Here is a 19,783-nt window from a genome sequence, read left to right as displayed (position 1 = left end):
ATGTCAGATTATCAATCAATATTGTTAAAATAGTATTAGCCTATTTTCTAATTACTTTGTAATATTGAATCAACAATTAGCAACCTGATTATTTTACCAATAAATCTATTTATAGTGCGATTTCCAATATTCAATTTATTCATGTGCTCACTCTTATCCATGTATTTACTTCCGTTAAGGGCGCAAGTATTGATCGACCAAGAAGCAACAATAGAAACCAAAAACCTGTATCAAAACCTATTCAAATTACAAGATAAAAAAGCTTTACTATTTGGACACCAAGATGCATTAGCCTACGGTGTCACTTGGAAAGATGTACCGAATCGATCGGATGTCAAGGACGTCGTTGGCGACTATCCGGCTGTCTTTGGATGGGATATTGGTGGCATTGAGCACCAACGTTCGCATAATATCGATCAGGTATCATTTGCTAAAATGAAAGCATTTATCGTGGATCGTTTTGAAGCTGGGTCTATTAACACCATCAGTTGGCATATGGACAATCCACAAAGCTTAGGAAACTCATGGGATACCACAACGGCAGTCGCCAGCATTATTCCTGGTGGTAAAAACCATCAGTTATATGTCCAATGGTTAGATCGTGCCGCAGATTTTCTGAAGGAACTTAAAACGAAAGAAGGCGTATATGCCCCCATTCTATTTCGACCTTTTCATGAACATAATGGTGGCTGGTTTTGGTGGGGAAATCCACACTGTTCTCCAGATGATTATATCAAGTTATGGAAGTTTACCGTGGATTATCTGAAAAATAAAAAGAATATTCACCACCTGATCTACGTCTATAATACCAATAATTTTCAATCTGAAGAGGAATTTATCCATAGATACCCCGGCAATGATTATGCTGATATGATGAGTTTCGATACGTATCAATTCGCCAAGCCATCCCCTTCTAAGGCAGAACTTGAACAATCAAAAAAAGATTTCACGGCCTTGCTACGGAATAATTTAGCCGTATTGCAGCAATATGCCCAGAAAAATCAAAAACCGATGGCACTCGCGGAAACAGGATTTGAAACCATTCCCGATCCTACTTGGTGGACGCAGACTTTATATGCATCTGTTCAAGATTTTGATATCTGTTATGTTTTGATCTGGAGAAATCATGGTTTGAAAAAAGAAGAAAATCAAATGCATTATTATGCTCCATATAAGGGACATCCCTCCTCCTCAGATTTCAAAAACTTCTACGCCTTACCTAACGTCTATTTTGGAAAGAAAACTAAAGCGCTAAATCTCTATAAATAAATGATGAAAACAGAAAAACTATCCTTTAAGGAGAAAGTGGGCTATGGCTTTGGAGATTTTGCATCTTCTATGTTTTGGAAAATATTCTCCGTGTACCTGCTCTATTATTATACTGACGTATTTGGTATTTCCGCCGCTGTAGTAGGGACCATGTTTTTGATCACACGGATTTGGGATACCGCATTTGATCCTCTTGTAGGGATCATATCCGACCGTACACACACCAAGTGGGGAAAATTTAGACCTTTTATTTTATGGATTGCGCTCCCTTTTGGTCTGATTGGCATCTTGACCTTTTCAGCCCCCGAACTGAGTCAATCGGGTAAGATTATTTATGCTTATTGTACCTATACCTTGATGATGATGATCTATTCGCTTATCAATGTGCCTTATGCCTCATTAATGGGTGTCATGACCGCTGATATCAAAGAAAGGACGGCCTTATCTTCTTATCGATTTGTATTTGCATTTGCTGGAAGCATCTTAGTTTTAGGATTAGCAGAACCGTTGGTTGATTATTTTGGAAAAGTGGAAAATGGTCTATTTGATGCTCAAAGAGGATGGCAGTATACCATGATTATTTTTGCTTGTATCGCTTCTGTTTTATTCTATTTTACATTTGCATGGACAAGAGAACGAATCCTTCCTGTTAAAAGTACCGACAATTCGCTGAGGGATGACCTGCGTGATTTAGCTACCAACAAGCCTTGGTTTATATTGCTTGCTGCAGGGATTGCGACATTGATTTTCAATTCCCTACGTGATGGTTCTGCTATTTTCTATTTTAAATACTACTTTACCAATCAAAATGCCATACATATTCCATTTCTAAATCTCCATTTAAACTATTCCACACTCTACCTGGTATTAGGTCAAGGGGCTAATATTATTGGGGTATTACTTGTCAAGCCCGTTGCAGATCGATTAGGAAAGAAAAAAACATTTGCCTCGGCGATGATCCTTGCCGGGATCCTGAGTTTATTTTTTTATAGTTTAGACGAGACACAGGTGGCTTATATTTTTATTTTACAATGCTTAATTTCCACCTGTGCAGGAGCAATTTTTCCTTTATTATGGTCCATGTATGGCGATATTGCCGATTATTCGGAATGGAAAACTGGACGTAGAGCAACAGGATTGATCTTCTCCTCCTCCTCGATGTCTCAAAAGTTAGGCTGGACGATGGGTGGAGCATTGACAGGCTGGATATTGGCCATCTATGGCTTCGAAGCCAATGCAATACAAACCGATAGTGCAAAAAATGGAATTCGCTTAATGATGAGTATTATTCCTGCCATAGGGGCATTGATCTCCGTTATTTTTATTTATTTCTATAGCCTTACTGATGCGAAAATGTATGCGATATCCGAAGAATTGGAGAAGCGCAGAAATCACCATTAATACAATTTATATTTTCTTATGACCACAATATTCGAATCTCGATTACAGCTACTGACGCAAACACAAGAAGAATTACTTGTTCGAAAAAACAACAAAAAAGCAATAGGCAATGGTATATTCGATCGATACGAGTATCCTGTTCTTACTGCGGCACATATCCCTTTAACATGGCGCTTTGATTTTAATCAAACAGAAAACCCTTATTTTATAGAACGCTTTGCTATAAATGCTGTTTTTAATGCAGGAGCAATAAAATTCCATGACCAATATCTATTAGTTGCACGTGTAGAAGGCGCAGATCGGAAATCATTTTTTGCCATTGCTGAAAGCCCCAATGGGATCGATCATTTTCGTTTTCGGGATAGACCGATTTTACTGCCACAAACAGAAGAACCAGATACCAATGTCTATGATATGCGACTTACGGCACATGAAGACGGGTATATCTATGGTCTATTTTGCACAGAACGTAGAGATAAAAACGCTTCTGAAAATGATCAGACAGCAGCAATTGCCCAATGCGGCATTATTCGTTCTTCGGACTTAGTCAACTGGGAACGTTTACCCGATTTAAAAACCCATGCTGCACAGCAAAGAAATGTGGTCTTACATCCCGAATTTGTTGAAGGAAAATATGCCCTTTACACCCGTCCACAAGATTCATTCCTTGAAGCTGGACAAGGTGGTGGAATCGCCATTGGTTATTGTGATAAAATGGAAAACGCGATCATCGATCATGAAATTGTGATTGATAAAAAAGTATATCATACTGTCTACGAAGCTAAAAACGGTCAAGGACCTGCTCCTTTAAAAACAGATTTAGGTTGGTTGCATCTTGCACATGGGGTACGCCATACTGCTGCAGGTCTTCGCTATGTACTCTACCTGTTTATGACCGACCTTCATGACATTACGCAAGTTATTTATAAACCTGCAGGCTATTTTATCGCTCCAGAAGGTGATGAGCGTATTGGAGATGTTTCCAATGTCGTATTTTCTAATGGCTGGATTCAGGATGGAGACGATGTATTGATCTATTATGCTTCTTCAGATACACGCATGCATGTAGCGACAACCACTATAAAACAATTGATTGATTACGTCACGCAAACTCCGGAAGATTTATTGACTTCCAAAAGTTCTGTAGAAAGAATTATCGCTTTGATTGAATCCAATAATAAGATCGCATAAATGCCGGCAACAACTAACCTTCGTAAAGAATTGGATATCGCATTGAACAATATCCTCCGTTACTGGAAGAACAATACCATCGACGAAATCAATGGTGGTTTTGTGGGAAGAATCACGCAAGATAATCAGGTCGATGATACTGCGGCAAAGGGTTTAGTGCTACAGGGACGTCTACTATGGTCATTTTCCGCAGCCTATAAAAACAGTAACGACCCCACTGATCTAGCTCTTGCCGAACGCGCTTATCACTATATAAAAAGTTATGGAATAGACCCCATATATGGAGGGGTATATTGGTCATTGACCCATAAAGGGGAAGTATTGGAGGGTAAAAAACAAACTTATGCCATCGCATTTGTGATCTATGGTCTGTCGGAATATTATGAAATTTCGCAGGATATGGAAGTACTTGCCTGGGCAAATAAATTAGTTGAAAAACTAGAAAAATATGCTTTTGAACCTGTATATGGTGGCTATATCGAAGCATTAGGTCAGGATTGGTCTAAGATCGATGATGTGCGCCTTTCAGACAAGGATCTTCAGGCAAGAAAGACCATGAATACCCATCTCCATATTATTGAAGCCTATTCCAATTTATATCGTGTAGCGCCTACTGATTATTTAAAAGAGAAAATAGATCATTTATTATCCATATTTGACCAATACATCATTAATGGCAAACATCTGATCCTCTTTATGAATGATCGGTGGGAAAGTTCACAACGCTTTTTCTCCTTCGGTCACGATATTGAAGCTTCCTGGCTCCTGTTAGAATGTGCTGAAACGATCCAAGATAAAAGGTGGATCAAAATTTATAAAAGACATGCCATTCAACTTGCCGAAGGCGCTTTAGAAGGATTTGAAGGTGGTGCGCTCAACTATGAATACAACCATGCTACCCGACATCTGCATGCAGAAAAACATTGGTGGGTACAAGCTGAAGCTTTAGTGGGTTTTTATTGCGCTTATACCCTTACACAACACGAAAAGTATTTGAAAGTCGTGTATCAGATCTGGAGTTATATCAAATCCAATCTTCTTGATACTAAACATGGCGAATGGTTCTGGGGAAGAGATGCGCAGGGTGAACTTATGCTGGGAGAAGATAAGGTCGGAATCTGGAAATGCCCCTACCATAATACGCGAGCTTGCTTAGAATTACTGCATCGAATACCAAAAGATTGATCCGTGCAAATAAAAGAAGTAAAAATTAGAGAATGTGCCTTCCGTCAAAATTTGACTCATAACAGGAAGGTGCATTTTTTAATTATGAATAATTCCGGCAGTTTTGACGAATGGTCTAGCTCATCATAAAATAAGCCCTATATAGAATCCATAAGCATTGACTTATGCGATACGCTCGCCAGATATAAAACCGATCTGTAAACCCTTTGACCTGATCAATTTCTGAATCTGGTATTCCAGGCGTTCTCTAGATTTGATGGACATCGTAAACTTCCGATCTTGTAACTCAATGGTCGTTAATTCCAAATGATCGAGATGCTGTTGCAGATAAGACATGATCTCCTGCCGTCTTACGATCATATCTTTACAGATTGAAAAAACCAAAATATATTCCATCATCATGGTAGAAGTTGTGTTTAAGGGATAACTCTTTGAATGTCCTATACAAAAATAGAGAAGAGGTACCTTATTGTTAAGAGAAAAATAGCTCAACTGGCAAAATTCGATGCTGAATTGGGAACGTCAACCCGCTGAACCGTACCTCACCGATTTTCTTGACGATCTATCTTACTGAACTTTTACCCCGACTTATAACGCCTGCAACTTTTAATTATGCGGCATACGGGTTCCATCCTATACAGCAATATACCGTGTTGATTCAGATGACAACAGTTTCGTTTCAGAAGCCATTTTCGCCAGTTCAGTCACTTATCTCTTTCTTAAATGATAATAACTCTTGTTATTTGTATCTGAAATTTTAATCGTATATAAAATGGTAAAGCAAGAATTCAAAGCAAGGATCAATTTCAATCTATACATAGCCGTATTTGCTTTCGGTATTTTGTTTAGTTCATGTGGAGGACAACAACAGGAAGGATCATACGAACAACAGGCATTACATGCTGATTTCATCGCATTACAAGAGACTCCGACGACCATCGTCGAGACTTATCCTGGTACTATAGAAGGAACAGTCAATGTCGATATTCGGGCACAAGTATCGGGCTATCTAGAGGCTAGTTATGTCAAAGAAGGAGAATATGTACAAAAAGGACAATCGCTGTTCAAAATCAAGAGCGATGTCTTCAATGAGCAGGTGACTAATAGTAAAGCATCATTACAATCGGCCTTAGCGTCGCAGGCCAACGCGCAGATCGAATTGGAAAAAATAAGACCTCTAGTTCAGGGAAAAGTAGTTTCAGACCTACAGTTAAAAAGTGCACAGGCGCAGTATGATGCTGCAACTGCTCAAGTCGCACAGGCAAAATCTGCTTTGAGCTCTTCGCAGTTAAATGCTGCTTTTGCCATTATTAAAGCACCAGTAAGTGGTTACATAGGACGTATTCCAAGTCGGGTCGGCAATTTGGTCACCCCTACCGATGCAAATCCATTGACCACTTTATCGGAGATCGACCAAGTCTTTGTTTATTTCAATCTCAATGAAGCTAAATTCATCGCCTTTATGAACGATCGAAAAACAGATGCAGGGATGAATACCGTAGAGATCATCATGGCAGACGGTAACCGCTACAACCAAAAAGGTCGGGTAGAAATTGCTAGTGGTAACATTGACCGTAATACAGGAACGATATCATTAAAGGCTTTATTTGCAAACCCCGATAAAATTTTACGTTCCGGTGGTGCTGCGCGTGTGGTTTTGACCAAAAATCTGACTAGTGCTCTGACACTACCAATGGCTGCAGTGAAAGATATACAAGACAAATTTTTTGTTTATGTACTCGCTGACAGCAATAAGGTGGCGATGAAAACGATCGAAATAGATGGCCGCACAGGTTCAGATTATATCATCAAATCGGGTGTAAAATCGGGTGATAAAATCGCTATTAACAGTATAGACCAATTAACAGAAGGAGTCGTGGTCGTACCTAAGATCGTGAGCCAAGACTCTTTGAAACATTAATTTCTAGACTAGTATCAACATGTTAAAAAAAATTATAGATAGACCCGTCATGGCCACCGTAATTTCGGTTGTGCTATTGATATTGGGTATTATAGGGTTGTTAAGACTCCCTGTAACGCGTTTTCCGGATATTTCTCCGCCTACCGTGATGGTATCGGGCAGTTATCCCGGAGGGAACAGTGAGGCGGTTATTCGCTCGGTGGTCACACCGCTCGAAGAGCAGATCAATGGAGTGGAAAATATGCAGTATATCAAATCCACTGCGAGTAATGATGGTTCATTTTCTATTTCCATTATCTTCAAGCAGGGCGTGGATCCTGACCAAGCGGCTGTAAACGTACAAAACAGGGTGCAGCAAGCTACGCCAATCCTTCCACAAGAGGTGATCCGGATGGGATTGACGACTTCCAAGCAGCAAAATAGCATGATCCTCATTTTCAACGTATATACGGATGATAATGAAAAATATGATGAGCTTTTTCTGCAAAACTTTGTCAATATCAACGTCATTCCACAGATCAAACGTGTTTCTGGAGTGGGACAGGCACAAGTTTTTGGCGTCAAAGATTATTCCATGCGTGTATGGCTCAATCCGCAGAAAATGGCTGCTTATGGCTTAGAGCCTGCTGATGTCAGTAATGCCATCGGCACACAAAGTATAGAAGTCGCACCAGGTAAGCTGGGCGAAGAATCCAATGCTGCGCTGGAATATGTCATGCGCTATAAGGGTAAAAAGAATCAGCCCCAGGAGTACGAAAATATTGTCGTGAAACGCGATGGTGAGCTTTTGGTACGATTGAAAGATGTCGCCCGTATCGAATTTGGCTCGCTTAATTATAGCGGCAATACGACCATGAGTGGAAAGAATGCCGTAACAGTGGCCATTCTACAGACCACAGGGTCTAATGCCAACGATATTGAGATTGGGGTACAGGAAGTGTTGAAGAGTGCATCTAAAAACTTTCCCCCAGGCGTAGACTATACGAGCTTGATGAGTACAAAAGAACGTTTGGACGAAGCAACAGGACAAGTAAAATCGACTTTGATCGAAGCCTTTATATTGGTGTTTATCGTCGTATTCTTATTTCTTCAAGATTTTAGATCGACTATTATACCCGCTATTGCGGTACCGGTAGCGATTATAGGTACATTTTTCTTCCTGCTCGCTTTTGGATTCACCATCAATGTGCTGACCTTATTTGCTTTGGTACTCGCTATCGGGATTGTCGTCGATGATGCCATCGTAGTCGTCGAAGCCGTCCATAGTAAAATGGAAGGCACGAACATGACCGGAAAAGAGGCGACACATAGTGCCATGGGCGAGATCACGGGTGCAGTCGTATCGATCACTTTGGTCATGTCGGCGGTCTTTATACCGATTGGATTTATGACCGGTTCTGCAGGTATATTTTACAAGCAGTTTGCCTACACATTGGCAATTGCGATTATTATATCGGCGGTCAATGCCCTGACGCTTACACCTGCCCTATGTGCTTTATTGTTAAAAAATAATCATGCCGATGGTCAGCACGGAGCATCTGATAAAAAAGGATTTGGAAAACGATTCTTTACCGCATTTAATGCTGGTTTTGAGAATTTAACCGGTAAATATATCAAGGGGCTGCGGTTCTTAATTGGTAGAAAATGGATCGGTGCTGGTCTGGTGATCCTGATCACTGCACTAGCAGGTTGGATGATGACCAGTACACCCAAAAGCTTTGTTCCTATGGAAGATGATTCCTTTATCATCTTCAGTTTAAGTATGCCTCCGGGTACTGCACTGGACCGGACAACTGCTGCTGCTGCACGTGTGGATGAGATTTTGAAAAAGACAGAATCCGTACAAAATAGTACAACGATCACGGGCTTCAATATTTTGTCAAACAGTGCCAGTCCGGCTTATGCCATGGGATTTATCAAATTAAAAGATAAAAAAGACCGTGGCGCGGAGAAAGATATTGATGTCATCTTGGGTCACCTAACAGCGCAATTTGCTACGGTTAAGGAAGCTACGATCATGGCTTTTAGAAGTCCTCCTGTGGACGGATATGGAGTCACCAGTGGTGCCGAAATCGTGTTGCAGGATAAGACGGGAAAATCGCCAGAAAAACTTAAACAGATGTCTGATGAAGTAATTGGAAAAATTATGCAGCAACCCGGTGTTCAGTTTGCATATACCACATTCCGCACAGATTTTCCTCAGCTTGAACTGGAAGTTGACGAAGATAAAGCACAGCAAATGGGTGTGGAAATCAGTCGTATGATGAATGTGATCCAAACCTATTTTGCAGGTGATCAATCGATGAACTTCACCCGATTCGGTAAATTTTATCGCGTCAATGTAAAAGCAGATGGGATATTCAGAACGGATGAACAATCATTTAATGAAATCTTTGTCCGCAATGATCAGAACCAAATGGTGCCCGTCAATTCCATGGTCACCCTGCATAAGGTATATGGTCCTGAATCGTTGAGCAGATATAACTTATTCAATGCGCTTACGATCAGTGTAGTGCCCCAACCAGGTGCTAGTAATGGTCAGATCATGACCAATCTGGAGCAAAACGTGCTGAGCAAATTGCCATCAGATTACGGATACGAATGGACAGGATTAAGTTTAGAGGAAAAATCTGCCGGTAACCAGACCTTGGTTATTTTGTCGCTGTGTCTGTTATTTGTGTACTTCTTATTGGCCGCACAATATGAAAGTTATCTGTTGCCACTAGCGGTATTGCTTTCTATTCCTACCGGAATTATTGGTGCATTTGCATCGATTAGGGCGATCGGATTGGACAATAATATTTATGTTCAGGTTGGTTTAATTATGCTTGTTGGGCTATTAGCGAAGAATGCGATTTTGATTATTGAATTTGCGGTGCAGCGTCGCGCTGCAGGTTATACGATCGTTGAATCGGCAATTGAAGGAGCAAAATCAAGACTACGTCCGATTATCATGACCTCCTTGGCTTTTATTGTCGGTATGATTCCCTTAATGTTTGCAACAGGTGGCTCTGCCATGGGTAATCGATCGATCAGTACAGGTGCAGCCATCGGGATGCTTTCGGGCGTGATCCTAGGTGTATTTGTCATCCCAATCCTGTATATACTGTTTCAATATCTTCAGGAAAAGGTATCCGGTAAAAACAAAAATCAAAAAATTCAAAGTGTTGAGTAATGGCATTATCTATAAATCATATATTTTACGGTGTTGGAGTGGCAGTTTTACTGTCCTCCTGCTCGGTAAACAAAAAGTATAGTCGTCCAAAGTTGGAGACTCCAACAAGTTATAGGAATACGGTTGAATTGACGGGTGATACCATTAGTCTGCCCTATAAAACGTTCTTTAAAGATGCTTATCTGACCGCGTTGATCGATAAGGCGCTGGACAAGAATAAGGATATATCGGTCGCAATGATGAATCTCCGTCAGTTGGATCTTTCTTATAAACAGGCAAAACTGGGACTTCTTCCCACGGCAGAACTTTCTGTCTCTGCTGCACGAAACTACCTATCAAAAAGTTCTTTGAATGGTTCTTTGAGTGAGCAATTTACAGGAAATCAACACATAGACGATTATTCAGCTTCGCTCACTGTTTCCTGGGAAGCAGATATCTGGGGCAAAGTAGCCATGCAAAAAGAGTCCGCTCGAGCCAACTTTTTCATGCAGCATGAAAATCTATCGGCATTGCGGACCCGTATTGTCAGTCAAGTCGCGCAGGCTTACTATAATTTAATTACACTGGATGAGCAGCTTAAAGTTGCTTCCCGAAACATTGCGTTGAGCGATACGACCTTGCAGATTATCAAGCTGCAGTTTGAATCGGCACAGACCAATTCATTGGCTGTGGATCAGGCTGAAGCACAAAAGAAGACTGCTGAATTGCTTGTCCCTCTGGCCAAGCAAAATATCGCCATACAGGAAAATGTATTAAGCATTCTCTGTGGTTCTTTTCCAGATAGCATCGCACGTGCGTCGACTATGGAAACGACACCTTTTGTAGAAAGCTTCCCGATAGGCGTGCCTGCCGACATGCTCAGTAGACGTCCAGATGTACGTGCCGCAGAATATGCTGTCGTGATGGCCAATGCGGGTACTGGTCTGGCAAAGGCTCAGATGTATCCTTCTTTACGATTGACTCCTTCTATCGGAACCAATTCATTCCAGTTTAATAACTGGTTTGACCTTCCGGGTTCATTGGTAAAAAATATCGCAGGTAATATTACCCAGCCGATTTTTCAGAACAAGAAGTTGAAAACAGCTTACGAAATAGCCAAAATTGAACAAGAAAAATCAGCAGAGCAATTTCGACTGACAGTCATGACAGCCGTAAGCGAAGTGTCCGATGCATTAGCAAAACGACAATACGCCGATCAGCGCGTAGCGCTTATCGACCAGAAAAAAACAGCATTGCAGAAAGCGGTGAGTGATGCCATGTTGCTGTATAGAAGCGGAATGGCGACTTATCTGGAAGTGATCACGGCACAGAATAATTCGCTACAGAATGATCTGGAAGCCATATCGATCCAAAAAGAGCGATTTGATGCCGCCACGGATCTTTACCGTGCTCTGGGCGGAGGCGTGGATTAAAAAAGTATTGATTATCATAAAAATAAAAGCTGTGCTTCTATCCAAGAGTACAGCTTTTATTTTTATATCCAACATGGAAATGGGTTTATAGATCACAATCTCGGCCTGATCAGATCTGATATGCGCCTTAATCAGCAAAACAATGGATCTATTGCTTATGCCGTTACGAATCCAGCCATTCTTTCAAGAGATTGGATTTCTCCCTGCTCACGATCACTTCACAATCAGCATTAAACAGGATAACTTTGAGCTTTCTATTGAAATAATTGACCAGTTGATCTACAGAGTCGACATGGATAATAAATTGACGATTGGCCCTAAAGAAAAATTTTGGATCCAGCTGCTTTTCAAGATCATCCAAACTCAAATTTAACACAACATCTTTACCATTTTTCAATCGTGCTTTTGTCAATTTCATATCCATATAAATAAAGGACAGGTCGGTCACCAATATGGTTTGAAAACCATCTCTAAAGGGAACCAGAAAACGAGTCCGATACTCCTTTTGTTTGACATAACTGATCAGCTTATCAATGGACAACTGATGTTCCATTTTTGATTTATAATCGTCCACCTTGTTTAATGCGGTATGGAGCTCTTCCTTTTCAACAGGCTTTAAGATATAATCAACACTATTGTACTTGAATGCCTGTACCGCATACTCATCATAAGCTGTCGTAAAAATAATCGGACATTGGATAGCCACCTTCTCAAAAATATCAAAACTAACCCCATCAGAAAGGCGAATATCCATCATAACGACATCCGGTTCGTCATTTTCCTTGAACCATTCTATCGTATCCATCACACTGTCCAATACGGCAATAATTTTTACGTTTGGATTGATTTCGCTTATTAAACGTTTCAGACGGTCTGCATTGAGTTTTTCATCCTCAACTATTACTATTTTCTCTATCATACGCTATTAATTGAATAGATACCATAAAGGTATGTTCATTTTGAAATACTTCTGGAATTTTCTTCCCCAAAAGTTTAAAACGACTATTTATATTTTTTAATCCGATACCTGTAGATGCAATCTGTGTCCGATCGATGGGCGAACGTGTATTTTCTATGACCACCCGATCAATCTCAGGATTGTAAATGCTGATCATAAGGGGTTTTTTATGATGGGTCGCATTATGCTTGATTGCATTTTCGATCAATAACTGCAGCGTAAGCGGCGGGATATACAGCTGTTTGCTCCGCTCATCAATTTCGATGGTAAAATGAACACCGGTACCGACCCTATTTTCGATCAAAAAGATATAAGACCTCAGGAATCTGATTTCCTCTTCTAAAGAAATTAAATTCTTCTTACTGTTAACCAGTAAAAAACGGTAGACTTTGGCAAAGTTTTCGGAATACTCAAACCCCAGTTGCTGATCTTCCAAAATCAATTCGGACAATATACTGAGATTATTAAAGATAAAGTGCGGATCGAGCTGCAGTTTCAAGGTATTGAGTTCCGCTTCCACAGAAGCTTGTCTCAATTCTACCGCATGAATTTTATGTCGAGACATTTCCATGGAGGTATCGATCCAGTTATTGATCAAAAAACTCACGGTATTGATGGAAATAATCATAAATGAAATCACCAAGCTGATCACCATCCACTGGAGTAAACCTTTAATCTCTTCCATGGAGATATCGGTATCGGGTAAATCGGAGTAGATCCAAGAAAAACAAAGCATGTTCATCATGATCAGAATGACCACGACTCCAAAATTGAGGATTACTTCGAGAAACAACCTTTTAGATTTATTTTGCGTCCATGGAACACGCAGGTTTAGTTTTTTATGAATCAGGAAGCTAGACTCTGTAATTAAATAGCAGAACAAAAAGGTCACGAGCCATTCAATAACGATTTCATAAGGTTGCCTCTGCAGGTACTCTTTCCAGAAATCACTATAGGGATTGAGGATATAGGATACCAGGTAAAATATAATAAATGCAAAAAACACCAACAACATTTTCCTTAAACGGGTTGGTAAAAATCGTTTATTTATCTGTTCCAGATCGCTATATCCCTTCATACTTGCTATGAATTAAATCATAAATAATGCTTTCATTTTTATTCATTAGACTCCAGTCAATTCAAATAGGCCAGACATCCCTTATCCGTAGGGCAGATCAGTAGAACTGATCGGTAGTAGGATGGTACCGGTATAGCGCTCAGGTCTTCGCTATTGATTGATCAAAACCTGTGCGCTTAGGTTATAAATTTGGTTACGTGTTGCGTGAACATCTGCCCTCCTATTCTTCTTTTACAAAGATCGTGCTTCTTCCGCAAATTAGTTCATACTTACGCACTCAACCCTCAAAATTGAAAGCTGAATATGACCAATCTCATGCTGAAATGTTTATTGAATATAACTGATGGGACACATGCCTCAAATTTTTATTATGGAGGCAATCTATACCGAGGGCGATCTCCGCACACAAACGACTAGATCTTGGGCTACTGAACAATAAGTATATAACAAAAAAACATCCTAACAAACCGATCATAAGACCAATTTATCAGGATGTTGTACCCATTATTTTAAAGAATAAGACCTTTCCTACTTCAAGAAAACCTTCCGGATGGCTTTATTGTCCGGATCCAAGATATAAATATTACCATTCTTGTCGACCGCCATATCGGCCAAAGCTCCAAAGCGTGACTCTACTAAAGATCCATCTGTATAACCCCTGTTATTCGCCTTGAAAATAGTGGATACCTTTCGAGTTGCCACATCAATTTCTCGTAATGCATAATTAAAGTTATCCGTAGCGTACATGGTATTACTTCCAAAAAGGACAACACTGCTAATGCCCTGAAAACGTGCAGCACTTCCAATACCATCCGCATAGCCTGCATCTGAAAAACCGATCCATGCATTCATCGTAATACCATCAGATCCCCTACGCATCAAACCATTCCCACTGATGGCATTTTGATCTGGATAGTAGTAATTTCCTAAAGCATCTACTACCGTGCGGGTTGTCACCCAACCCGTGCCATTAATTTTACTATAATTTCCTGTTGGATTGACCTTATTGACTCCTGCAGCAAATCCATTGATATTGACATACAGATTTCCAGCATCGTCGATACTCATATGCCCGGATGCAAATCCCGACGTGTGGACCGAACGTTGACCAGCCGATGTAATCTTGATCACCTGATTGGTACCCTGATCACTCACATACATGGTATTCTGCTTATCGATGACGATGCCATACGGTTTGACAAACACCGCATCTGTTCCATTGACCTGCAGAATGGAAACAGCTCCCGAAGGGGTTATTTTTTTCACCTGTTTATTATTCGTATCGGTTACATAGATATTCCCTTGCTGATCGGTAGCAATGGCAGACATATATCCGGCAAAGGTATTACTGCTAGGTCCCCCCGCCAAAGTCATTACACCTGCTCGTTTAAACAATTGCGGAGCAAGGGCTTCCTGCCCACCAACAACCACTTTCACATTTCCAGTGCTTAATCCTAGAGGTGCTTCGAGCACTAAACTATTCTCCGTTGCTGTTTTTACCATTGCTAATACGCCATTGAAATACACTTTATTTTCTGATGCTGTTGTGCTAAAACCTGTGCCTCTAATCGTCACACTCGTACCGGTCAATCCGTTGTCTGGTGTCATCGCAGTAATCCCCAGATTTTGATCTTTAAACTGTGGACCATGACTCACCTGATCGTTCACCACAACACGGATAACGCCAGACCCAGTACCTCCTGGAACGGTTAGTTTCAGCTCCGATTCATTAGCTGAGGTCAACGGTATCAATATATTGTTGATATATACTTGGTTTTCATCCAGCTCTTTACTGAATAAAGATCCACTAATCGTCATTTGTGCCCCCTTTGGACCGCTTAATGGGGTTACTGTTTGGATGATTGGTTTATCCACCACAGTAAAAGACGGGCCTGTTGTTTTCTGATTATTGATATTGACCGATAAGGGTCCTGTGGTTACTCCTTCTGGAACCTTTACGACCAAACGCTCTGGGGTAGATTCAACCACAAGAGCTTGCTTACCATTAAATTCTACGATATTTTGGGTAGTCAATTGCTCAAAACCTTCTCCCGAAATCACCACACGCGTGTCTTTTCCTCCGCTTAATGGCTTGATACCTTTTATGGCCTGATAAGTGAAGTTTTGCCCTTTCGCATCCATGCCATCCACTTTAACCCATACCGATCCGGAACCAGCTTCATTGGGCACCTCTGCTACGATCAAGGTATCACTGATACTGACGACCAACGCTTTTTTTTCATTAATAAAGACTTCCGCCGGATGAGTAATACTTCCAAATCCCGTACCTCCAATGCGTATTTGGGAACCAGCAGGTCCATTAGCAGGAAACACCTGACGTACACTTAAATTTTGATAGGTATAGGTACCCACATCCATCATCTTGTTATCATAGCTCAATACCAGTTTTCCGGTACTCCCGCCCACCGGTATACGAATGACAACAGCCGTTGCTGTAGCGCTGATCACAGCGGCATCTTGACCATTTACCGTTGCTTTATAGGCATCTATACTGGTGCCAAAGCCTTCGCCTTCAATGGTCACAAGCGTACCCTCTTTTCCTGAATTTGGATAATAATCGATTATGTTCATTGCAGTCTCAGGAAGCGCATCTTCCTTCTTTTCACAACCTGCACTACCTCCAAGTACCAAAATAAAGAGGATGATACTGAGGCTATATTTTGTCCATGTTTTCATGACTTTCATTTTTTATTTTACCAGATGGAATATCCATATGCTCTCTTTTTTTTTTGCGTTCGCATGAGCAAAAGATACTATCTTTTGCCTGCCTCTAACCCTGATTTCAGGGCACTGAGCAGCTGTTAAATTACTCCTAAAGGTTACTAACAGGGCTTAAAACGTATACCGAACTCCGAGTTGTACCTGTGCTCTTGAATTGAAATAATCAATACTATAAGTTTGTCCAGGTTCATTGAACGTAAATACGGACCAGTTTCCATTATTTTGCTGTGGTGGAAACAAGGTCGGTGTCAAACCCACGCTACTGGTCGAATTGAACGTATTAGGCGAAAAATATTGTACGCCCCACTTTTTGTACAGCAGGTTTGTCACATTGACCACATCGGCAGAAATCGTCATAAACTGTCCTTTTTTAGTGCTCACAGGCAAATCATGCGCAATGCGGAGATCCGCTTGCACATTCCAAGGTGTACGTCCCCTATTACGTTCCGTAAAATCTCCTCTTCTGCTGCTGAGATAAGCATTGCCATCGATGTACTTGTTAAATGCTTCAGCTTGTTGTACCGCTGTTTTTCCACTAGGAATATCTTTAAAATAACGGATTGCTTCCTCCGGATTTGGTACATAGACTAAACTCACCTGTTGTGGTAATCCTTGAATACTGTTGTTTACTATGCCATAAGTAAATGGAGATCCCGATTGTGCACTGATAAACAAGGTGATGTTTGTTTTTCCAGCCGTTCGCCAATAATGATCGTAACTGATACTGGAAACGATGCGGTGACGAATATCAAAATTACTATAGGCTAACTTTGGATTGTTTGGTATAAGCGATTGGTTCAGTTGCCAATTTGATTCCATAGAATTACGCACCCCGTTGCTCAAATCCTTTGATTCTCCGTACGTATAACTCGCTGTTCCATTAAAATTCTTCATTCGTTTGCTGATTGTCCCCGTGATGTTATAACGGTAGCCCTGATCGGTATTGCTCAATACATAAATATTCGAGAAACGATCATCAACCGCACCCTGATACACCGGTTGCTGTTGATGAATATCATAACCATAATAAAGTGGATTATCATGGACATTCAACTGTTGAAAGAGCACATCGCTGATATTTTTGGTATACAAACCTTCGACTGTAAACTTCCAGTTGTTCGCTGTTTCATAGTCAATACCCAGACTACCACGCAGTACCTGAGGCATTGTAAAGCCATTATCAACCAGATCAACCTGCGTTTTACCACTCTTCGGATCATTTACTACAGCTCCATTTGCGGCAATAAAATCGGCCAATCCATTGGGGCTGGGTTTAATCGCATCACTTCCCGGAGCAAAAGGTTTCTGATCTGCACGCTGATCAAAAGCACCATAACTGTCCCCTGTATTATAGAACGCATAGGCCAACCATGCAAAAGGAATCCGTCCTGTAAAAAGTCCTGCTCCACCACGTACTACTAAACTTTGATCTTCCAACACCTCCCAGCGGAATCCTACACGGGGCGACAACTGTACGCGATTAAGGAAATCATTTGAAATCCGTGACAAAGGCGTATAGTCATAAGTAGTCCCAAAGTATGGATCAGATTGTATATTCCTGACCTTATCACTTAATAATGGCATTTCCGGTAGGTGTGTAAAATCGGCACGTAAACCTGGCGTAACGCGAAAATGATCACTTACCCTGATCTCATCCTGTACATAAAGACTGTACATATTGATTCCAAAATCTGTCGAAGGATGGTCCACAATATAGTCCCGCGTATTGTTTTTATAGTTGTAACTACCGCGTACACGGTAAGGATTATTACTTAAAAAATCGTCGATACTATTATAGTCTACACGTCCATTCCAAGCATTCACAAAACCATAGCGAATACGGTAAAGCTCATTATGAGTACCAAAAAGGAGTTTATGCCGGCCAAGGTTCCAGTTCAGATTTGCCGTCAGTTCCCATGTCCGCTGTTGCATATCAAAAATACTGGCTTCACGGTCAGTTCCCAGGTAAATTGTCGTACCCGGAGTGCGCCCCTGAATCTGTACTTGAGGAAGCGTAGGGTCACTCAACGGATCCCGTCTATCGTTTACTACTGTAAACCCCAGTACTGCATTAGCAGAAAGATTATTGCTAAAGCGGCTTTTCAATTCAGCTACTGTACTGCTTTGATTATTTGTTTGCTTAAACGCCATACTTGAAAAGCGGAAATCCTGTTGATCCCGGTCCATGTGAGTCGCACTACTAAAAATAGTATTGTTACGAATGGCTAATTGATGTCTATCATTGATATTCCAGTCGATACGGTTAAAAAACTTAGTGGATTTTGACCAGTTGGTGTACTTACCGGCAGTACCTGCATCAAACACATCTCCATAACGGCTACCCACTGCTGTAGCAATCGATTTGACATCATCCTCACTCAGAATATGGGCTGTCTCGGTAGTACCTGCATACAGTTGTGTAGGATCTTGACGACGGGTGATCTCTTCATTACTAAAGAAGAAAAGTTTATCTTTTATAATTGGAAAACCAATTCTAAATCCGGACTGGTAGTCATAAAAATCATGATCCATTTTACCGAGACTTCCCACACGGTCTTTACCCGTTAAAGCAGCATTGCGTCCATATCCATAGACTGAGCCTTCGATTTTATTGGTACCGCTTCGGGTTACGGCATTGACCGAACCTCCCGTAAAATTTCCGATTTTAACATCGTAGGGTGCCAGATAGACCTGCATATCTTGTATGGCATCTATGGAGATCGGGTTGGTACGCGTACTGCTTCCGGCCATGCCCGAAGTCCCTGTCTGTCCACCCAGTGAGGGTGAAAAACCAATTGCATCGTTATTGACTGCCCCATCTACGGTGACGTTATTATACCTGAAATTAGTTCCTCCGAAACTATTGTCTCGACTTCCTTGTGGTGTCAGGCGGGTCACATCTGTAATCGAACGACTCACCGTAGGCATATTGCGCACCTGTTCAGCACTGATATTACGTCCTGCACCATACGTATCCACACGTTGTCGCTGCGCACGTCCGGTTACAGCAACTTCGCCCAATGCTTGACTGCCCTCCTGCACTTGTAAATTGAGTTCCTGTGCCGCACCCAGACGGATTTGAATATCCGTACGTGTGTCACTTTGCATCCCGACCATACTCACGGTCACCGTATAGGGTCCACCAATACGGAGATTGTTTAAGGTGTAGCGCCCATCTTTATCGGTAGCGAGCGAATAGCGTGTCCCCGATGGGGTATGTACAGCCAGAATTGAAGCGCCTGCAACAGCATGCCCATCGACATGTTGCACACGCCCTGTTAAAGCACCTGATGTTTCCTGCGCGAAAAGTGAGGTACTTATTAGAAAAAAGAAGCACAACAAGGCTACTTTTATATGGTTCCACCAAACCATCCCTTTCCCTAAAGACGGACCAGATCTTGGCTTCCTATTGCTATAACTGTTCATTTTTAATTTCTTTTAGCTAATCCTA

Annotated in this window: 12 protein-coding genes; 7 read left to right on the top strand and 5 right to left on the bottom strand. The window is 41.2% G+C overall.

Annotation, left to right across the window (positions count from 1 at the left end; genetic code table 11):
- Positions 1 to 141 precede the first annotated feature (141 nt).
- The 4 genes from B3P23_RS20710 to B3P23_RS20695 are packed head-to-tail and all read left to right on the top strand — an operon-like array spanning position 142 to position 5,046.
- A complete protein-coding gene (locus B3P23_RS20710) occupies positions 142 to 1,269 on the top strand; it encodes a glycoside hydrolase family 26 protein (RefSeq protein WP_293929250.1) in 1,128 nt (375 codons plus the stop codon).
- Positions 1,270 to 2,670, top strand: coding sequence for an MFS transporter (locus B3P23_RS20705; protein WP_293929248.1), 1,401 nt, complete (start codon positions 1,270 to 1,272; stop codon positions 2,668 to 2,670).
- 18 nt (positions 2,671 to 2,688) lie between these two features.
- Positions 2,689 to 3,861: a glycosidase gene (locus B3P23_RS20700; RefSeq protein WP_293929246.1), complete on the top strand. Its 1,173-nt coding sequence runs from the start codon at positions 2,689 to 2,691 to the stop codon at positions 3,859 to 3,861.
- Positions 3,862 to 5,046, top strand: coding sequence for an AGE family epimerase/isomerase (locus tag B3P23_RS20695; protein WP_293929244.1), 1,185 nt, complete (start codon positions 3,862 to 3,864; stop codon positions 5,044 to 5,046).
- Between the two features lie 162 nt (positions 5,047 to 5,208).
- Here B3P23_RS20695 and B3P23_RS20690 read toward each other — a convergent pair whose 3' ends face one another.
- Positions 5,209 to 5,406, bottom strand: coding sequence for a hypothetical protein (locus B3P23_RS20690; RefSeq protein ID WP_293929242.1), 198 nt, complete (start codon positions 5,404 to 5,406; stop codon positions 5,209 to 5,211).
- Between the two features lie 412 nt (positions 5,407 to 5,818).
- On the opposite strand from B3P23_RS20690, the gene B3P23_RS20685 reads away from it, so the two are divergent.
- Genes B3P23_RS20685 through B3P23_RS20675 form a run of 3 tightly spaced genes read left to right on the top strand, consistent with a single transcriptional unit; the run spans position 5,819 to position 11,554 of the window.
- Positions 5,819 to 6,967: an efflux RND transporter periplasmic adaptor subunit gene (locus tag B3P23_RS20685; protein ID WP_293929240.1), complete on the top strand. Its 1,149-nt coding sequence runs from the start codon at positions 5,819 to 5,821 to the stop codon at positions 6,965 to 6,967.
- Between the two features lie 19 nt (positions 6,968 to 6,986).
- On the top strand, positions 6,987 to 10,142 hold the full coding sequence (locus B3P23_RS20680) for an efflux RND transporter permease subunit (protein WP_293929238.1): 3,156 nt from the start codon (positions 6,987 to 6,989) through the stop codon (positions 10,140 to 10,142).
- Positions 10,142 to 11,554 (top strand): efflux transporter outer membrane subunit, encoded by a 1,413-nt coding sequence (locus B3P23_RS20675; protein WP_293929236.1) that lies wholly within the window; start codon positions 10,142 to 10,144, stop codon positions 11,552 to 11,554. The genes B3P23_RS20680 and B3P23_RS20675 overlap by 1 nt, the downstream gene beginning before the upstream one ends.
- Positions 11,555 to 11,717: 163 nt before the next feature.
- Here the strand turns inward: B3P23_RS20675 and B3P23_RS20670 are convergent, their stop codons facing one another.
- The 4 genes from B3P23_RS20670 to B3P23_RS20655 form a co-directional block, all read right to left on the bottom strand.
- Positions 11,718 to 12,473 (bottom strand): LytR/AlgR family response regulator transcription factor, encoded by a 756-nt coding sequence (locus tag B3P23_RS20670; RefSeq protein ID WP_248754374.1) that lies wholly within the window; start codon positions 12,471 to 12,473, stop codon positions 11,718 to 11,720.
- Complete coding sequence (locus B3P23_RS20665; RefSeq protein ID WP_260946293.1) at positions 12,448 to 13,590, bottom strand: sensor histidine kinase; 1,143 nt, start codon at positions 13,588 to 13,590, stop codon at positions 12,448 to 12,450. Before B3P23_RS20665 ends, B3P23_RS20670 begins: the two co-directional genes overlap by 26 nt.
- Positions 13,591 to 14,118: 528 nt before the next feature.
- Positions 14,119 to 16,287: an IPT/TIG domain-containing protein gene (locus B3P23_RS20660; RefSeq protein ID WP_293929231.1), complete on the bottom strand. Its 2,169-nt coding sequence runs from the start codon at positions 16,285 to 16,287 to the stop codon at positions 14,119 to 14,121.
- Between the two features lie 156 nt (positions 16,288 to 16,443).
- Positions 16,444 to 19,758, bottom strand: coding sequence for a TonB-dependent receptor (locus B3P23_RS20655; RefSeq protein WP_293929229.1), 3,315 nt, complete (start codon positions 19,756 to 19,758; stop codon positions 16,444 to 16,446).
- Positions 19,759 to 19,783 lie beyond the last annotated feature (25 nt).

The organism is Sphingobacterium sp. UBA6320 (assembly GCF_002440335.1).
Classification (GTDB): domain Bacteria; phylum Bacteroidota; class Bacteroidia; order Sphingobacteriales; family Sphingobacteriaceae; genus Sphingobacterium.
Note: the sequence above shows the minus strand (reverse complement) of the source record. Positions and strands in the feature narration are given on the sequence as shown.

Coding starts and splice junctions, on each gene's coding strand:
- B3P23_RS20710 (WP_293929250.1), top strand. CDS start 142: ATGTGCTCACTCTTATCCATGTATTTACTTCCGTTAAGGGCGCAAGTA.
- B3P23_RS20705 (WP_293929248.1), top strand. CDS start 1,270: ATGATGAAAACAGAAAAACTATCCTTTAAGGAGAAAGTGGGCTATGGC.
- B3P23_RS20700 (WP_293929246.1), top strand. CDS start 2,689: ATGACCACAATATTCGAATCTCGATTACAGCTACTGACGCAAACACAA.
- B3P23_RS20695 (WP_293929244.1), top strand. CDS start 3,862: ATGCCGGCAACAACTAACCTTCGTAAAGAATTGGATATCGCATTGAAC.
- B3P23_RS20690 (WP_293929242.1), bottom strand. CDS start 5,406: ATGATCGTAAGACGGCAGGAGATCATGTCTTATCTGCAACAGCATCTC.
- B3P23_RS20685 (WP_293929240.1), top strand. CDS start 5,819: ATGGTAAAGCAAGAATTCAAAGCAAGGATCAATTTCAATCTATACATA.
- B3P23_RS20680 (WP_293929238.1), top strand. CDS start 6,987: ATGTTAAAAAAAATTATAGATAGACCCGTCATGGCCACCGTAATTTCG.
- B3P23_RS20675 (WP_293929236.1), top strand. CDS start 10,142: ATGGCATTATCTATAAATCATATATTTTACGGTGTTGGAGTGGCAGTT.
- B3P23_RS20670 (WP_248754374.1), bottom strand. CDS start 12,473: ATGATAGAGAAAATAGTAATAGTTGAGGATGAAAAACTCAATGCAGAC.
- B3P23_RS20665 (WP_260946293.1), bottom strand. CDS start 13,590: ATGAAGGGATATAGCGATCTGGAACAGATAAATAAACGATTTTTACCA.
- B3P23_RS20660 (WP_293929231.1), bottom strand. CDS start 16,287: ATGAAAACATGGACAAAATATAGCCTCAGTATCATCCTCTTTATTTTG.
- B3P23_RS20655 (WP_293929229.1), bottom strand. CDS start 19,758: ATGAACAGTTATAGCAATAGGAAGCCAAGATCTGGTCCGTCTTTAGGG.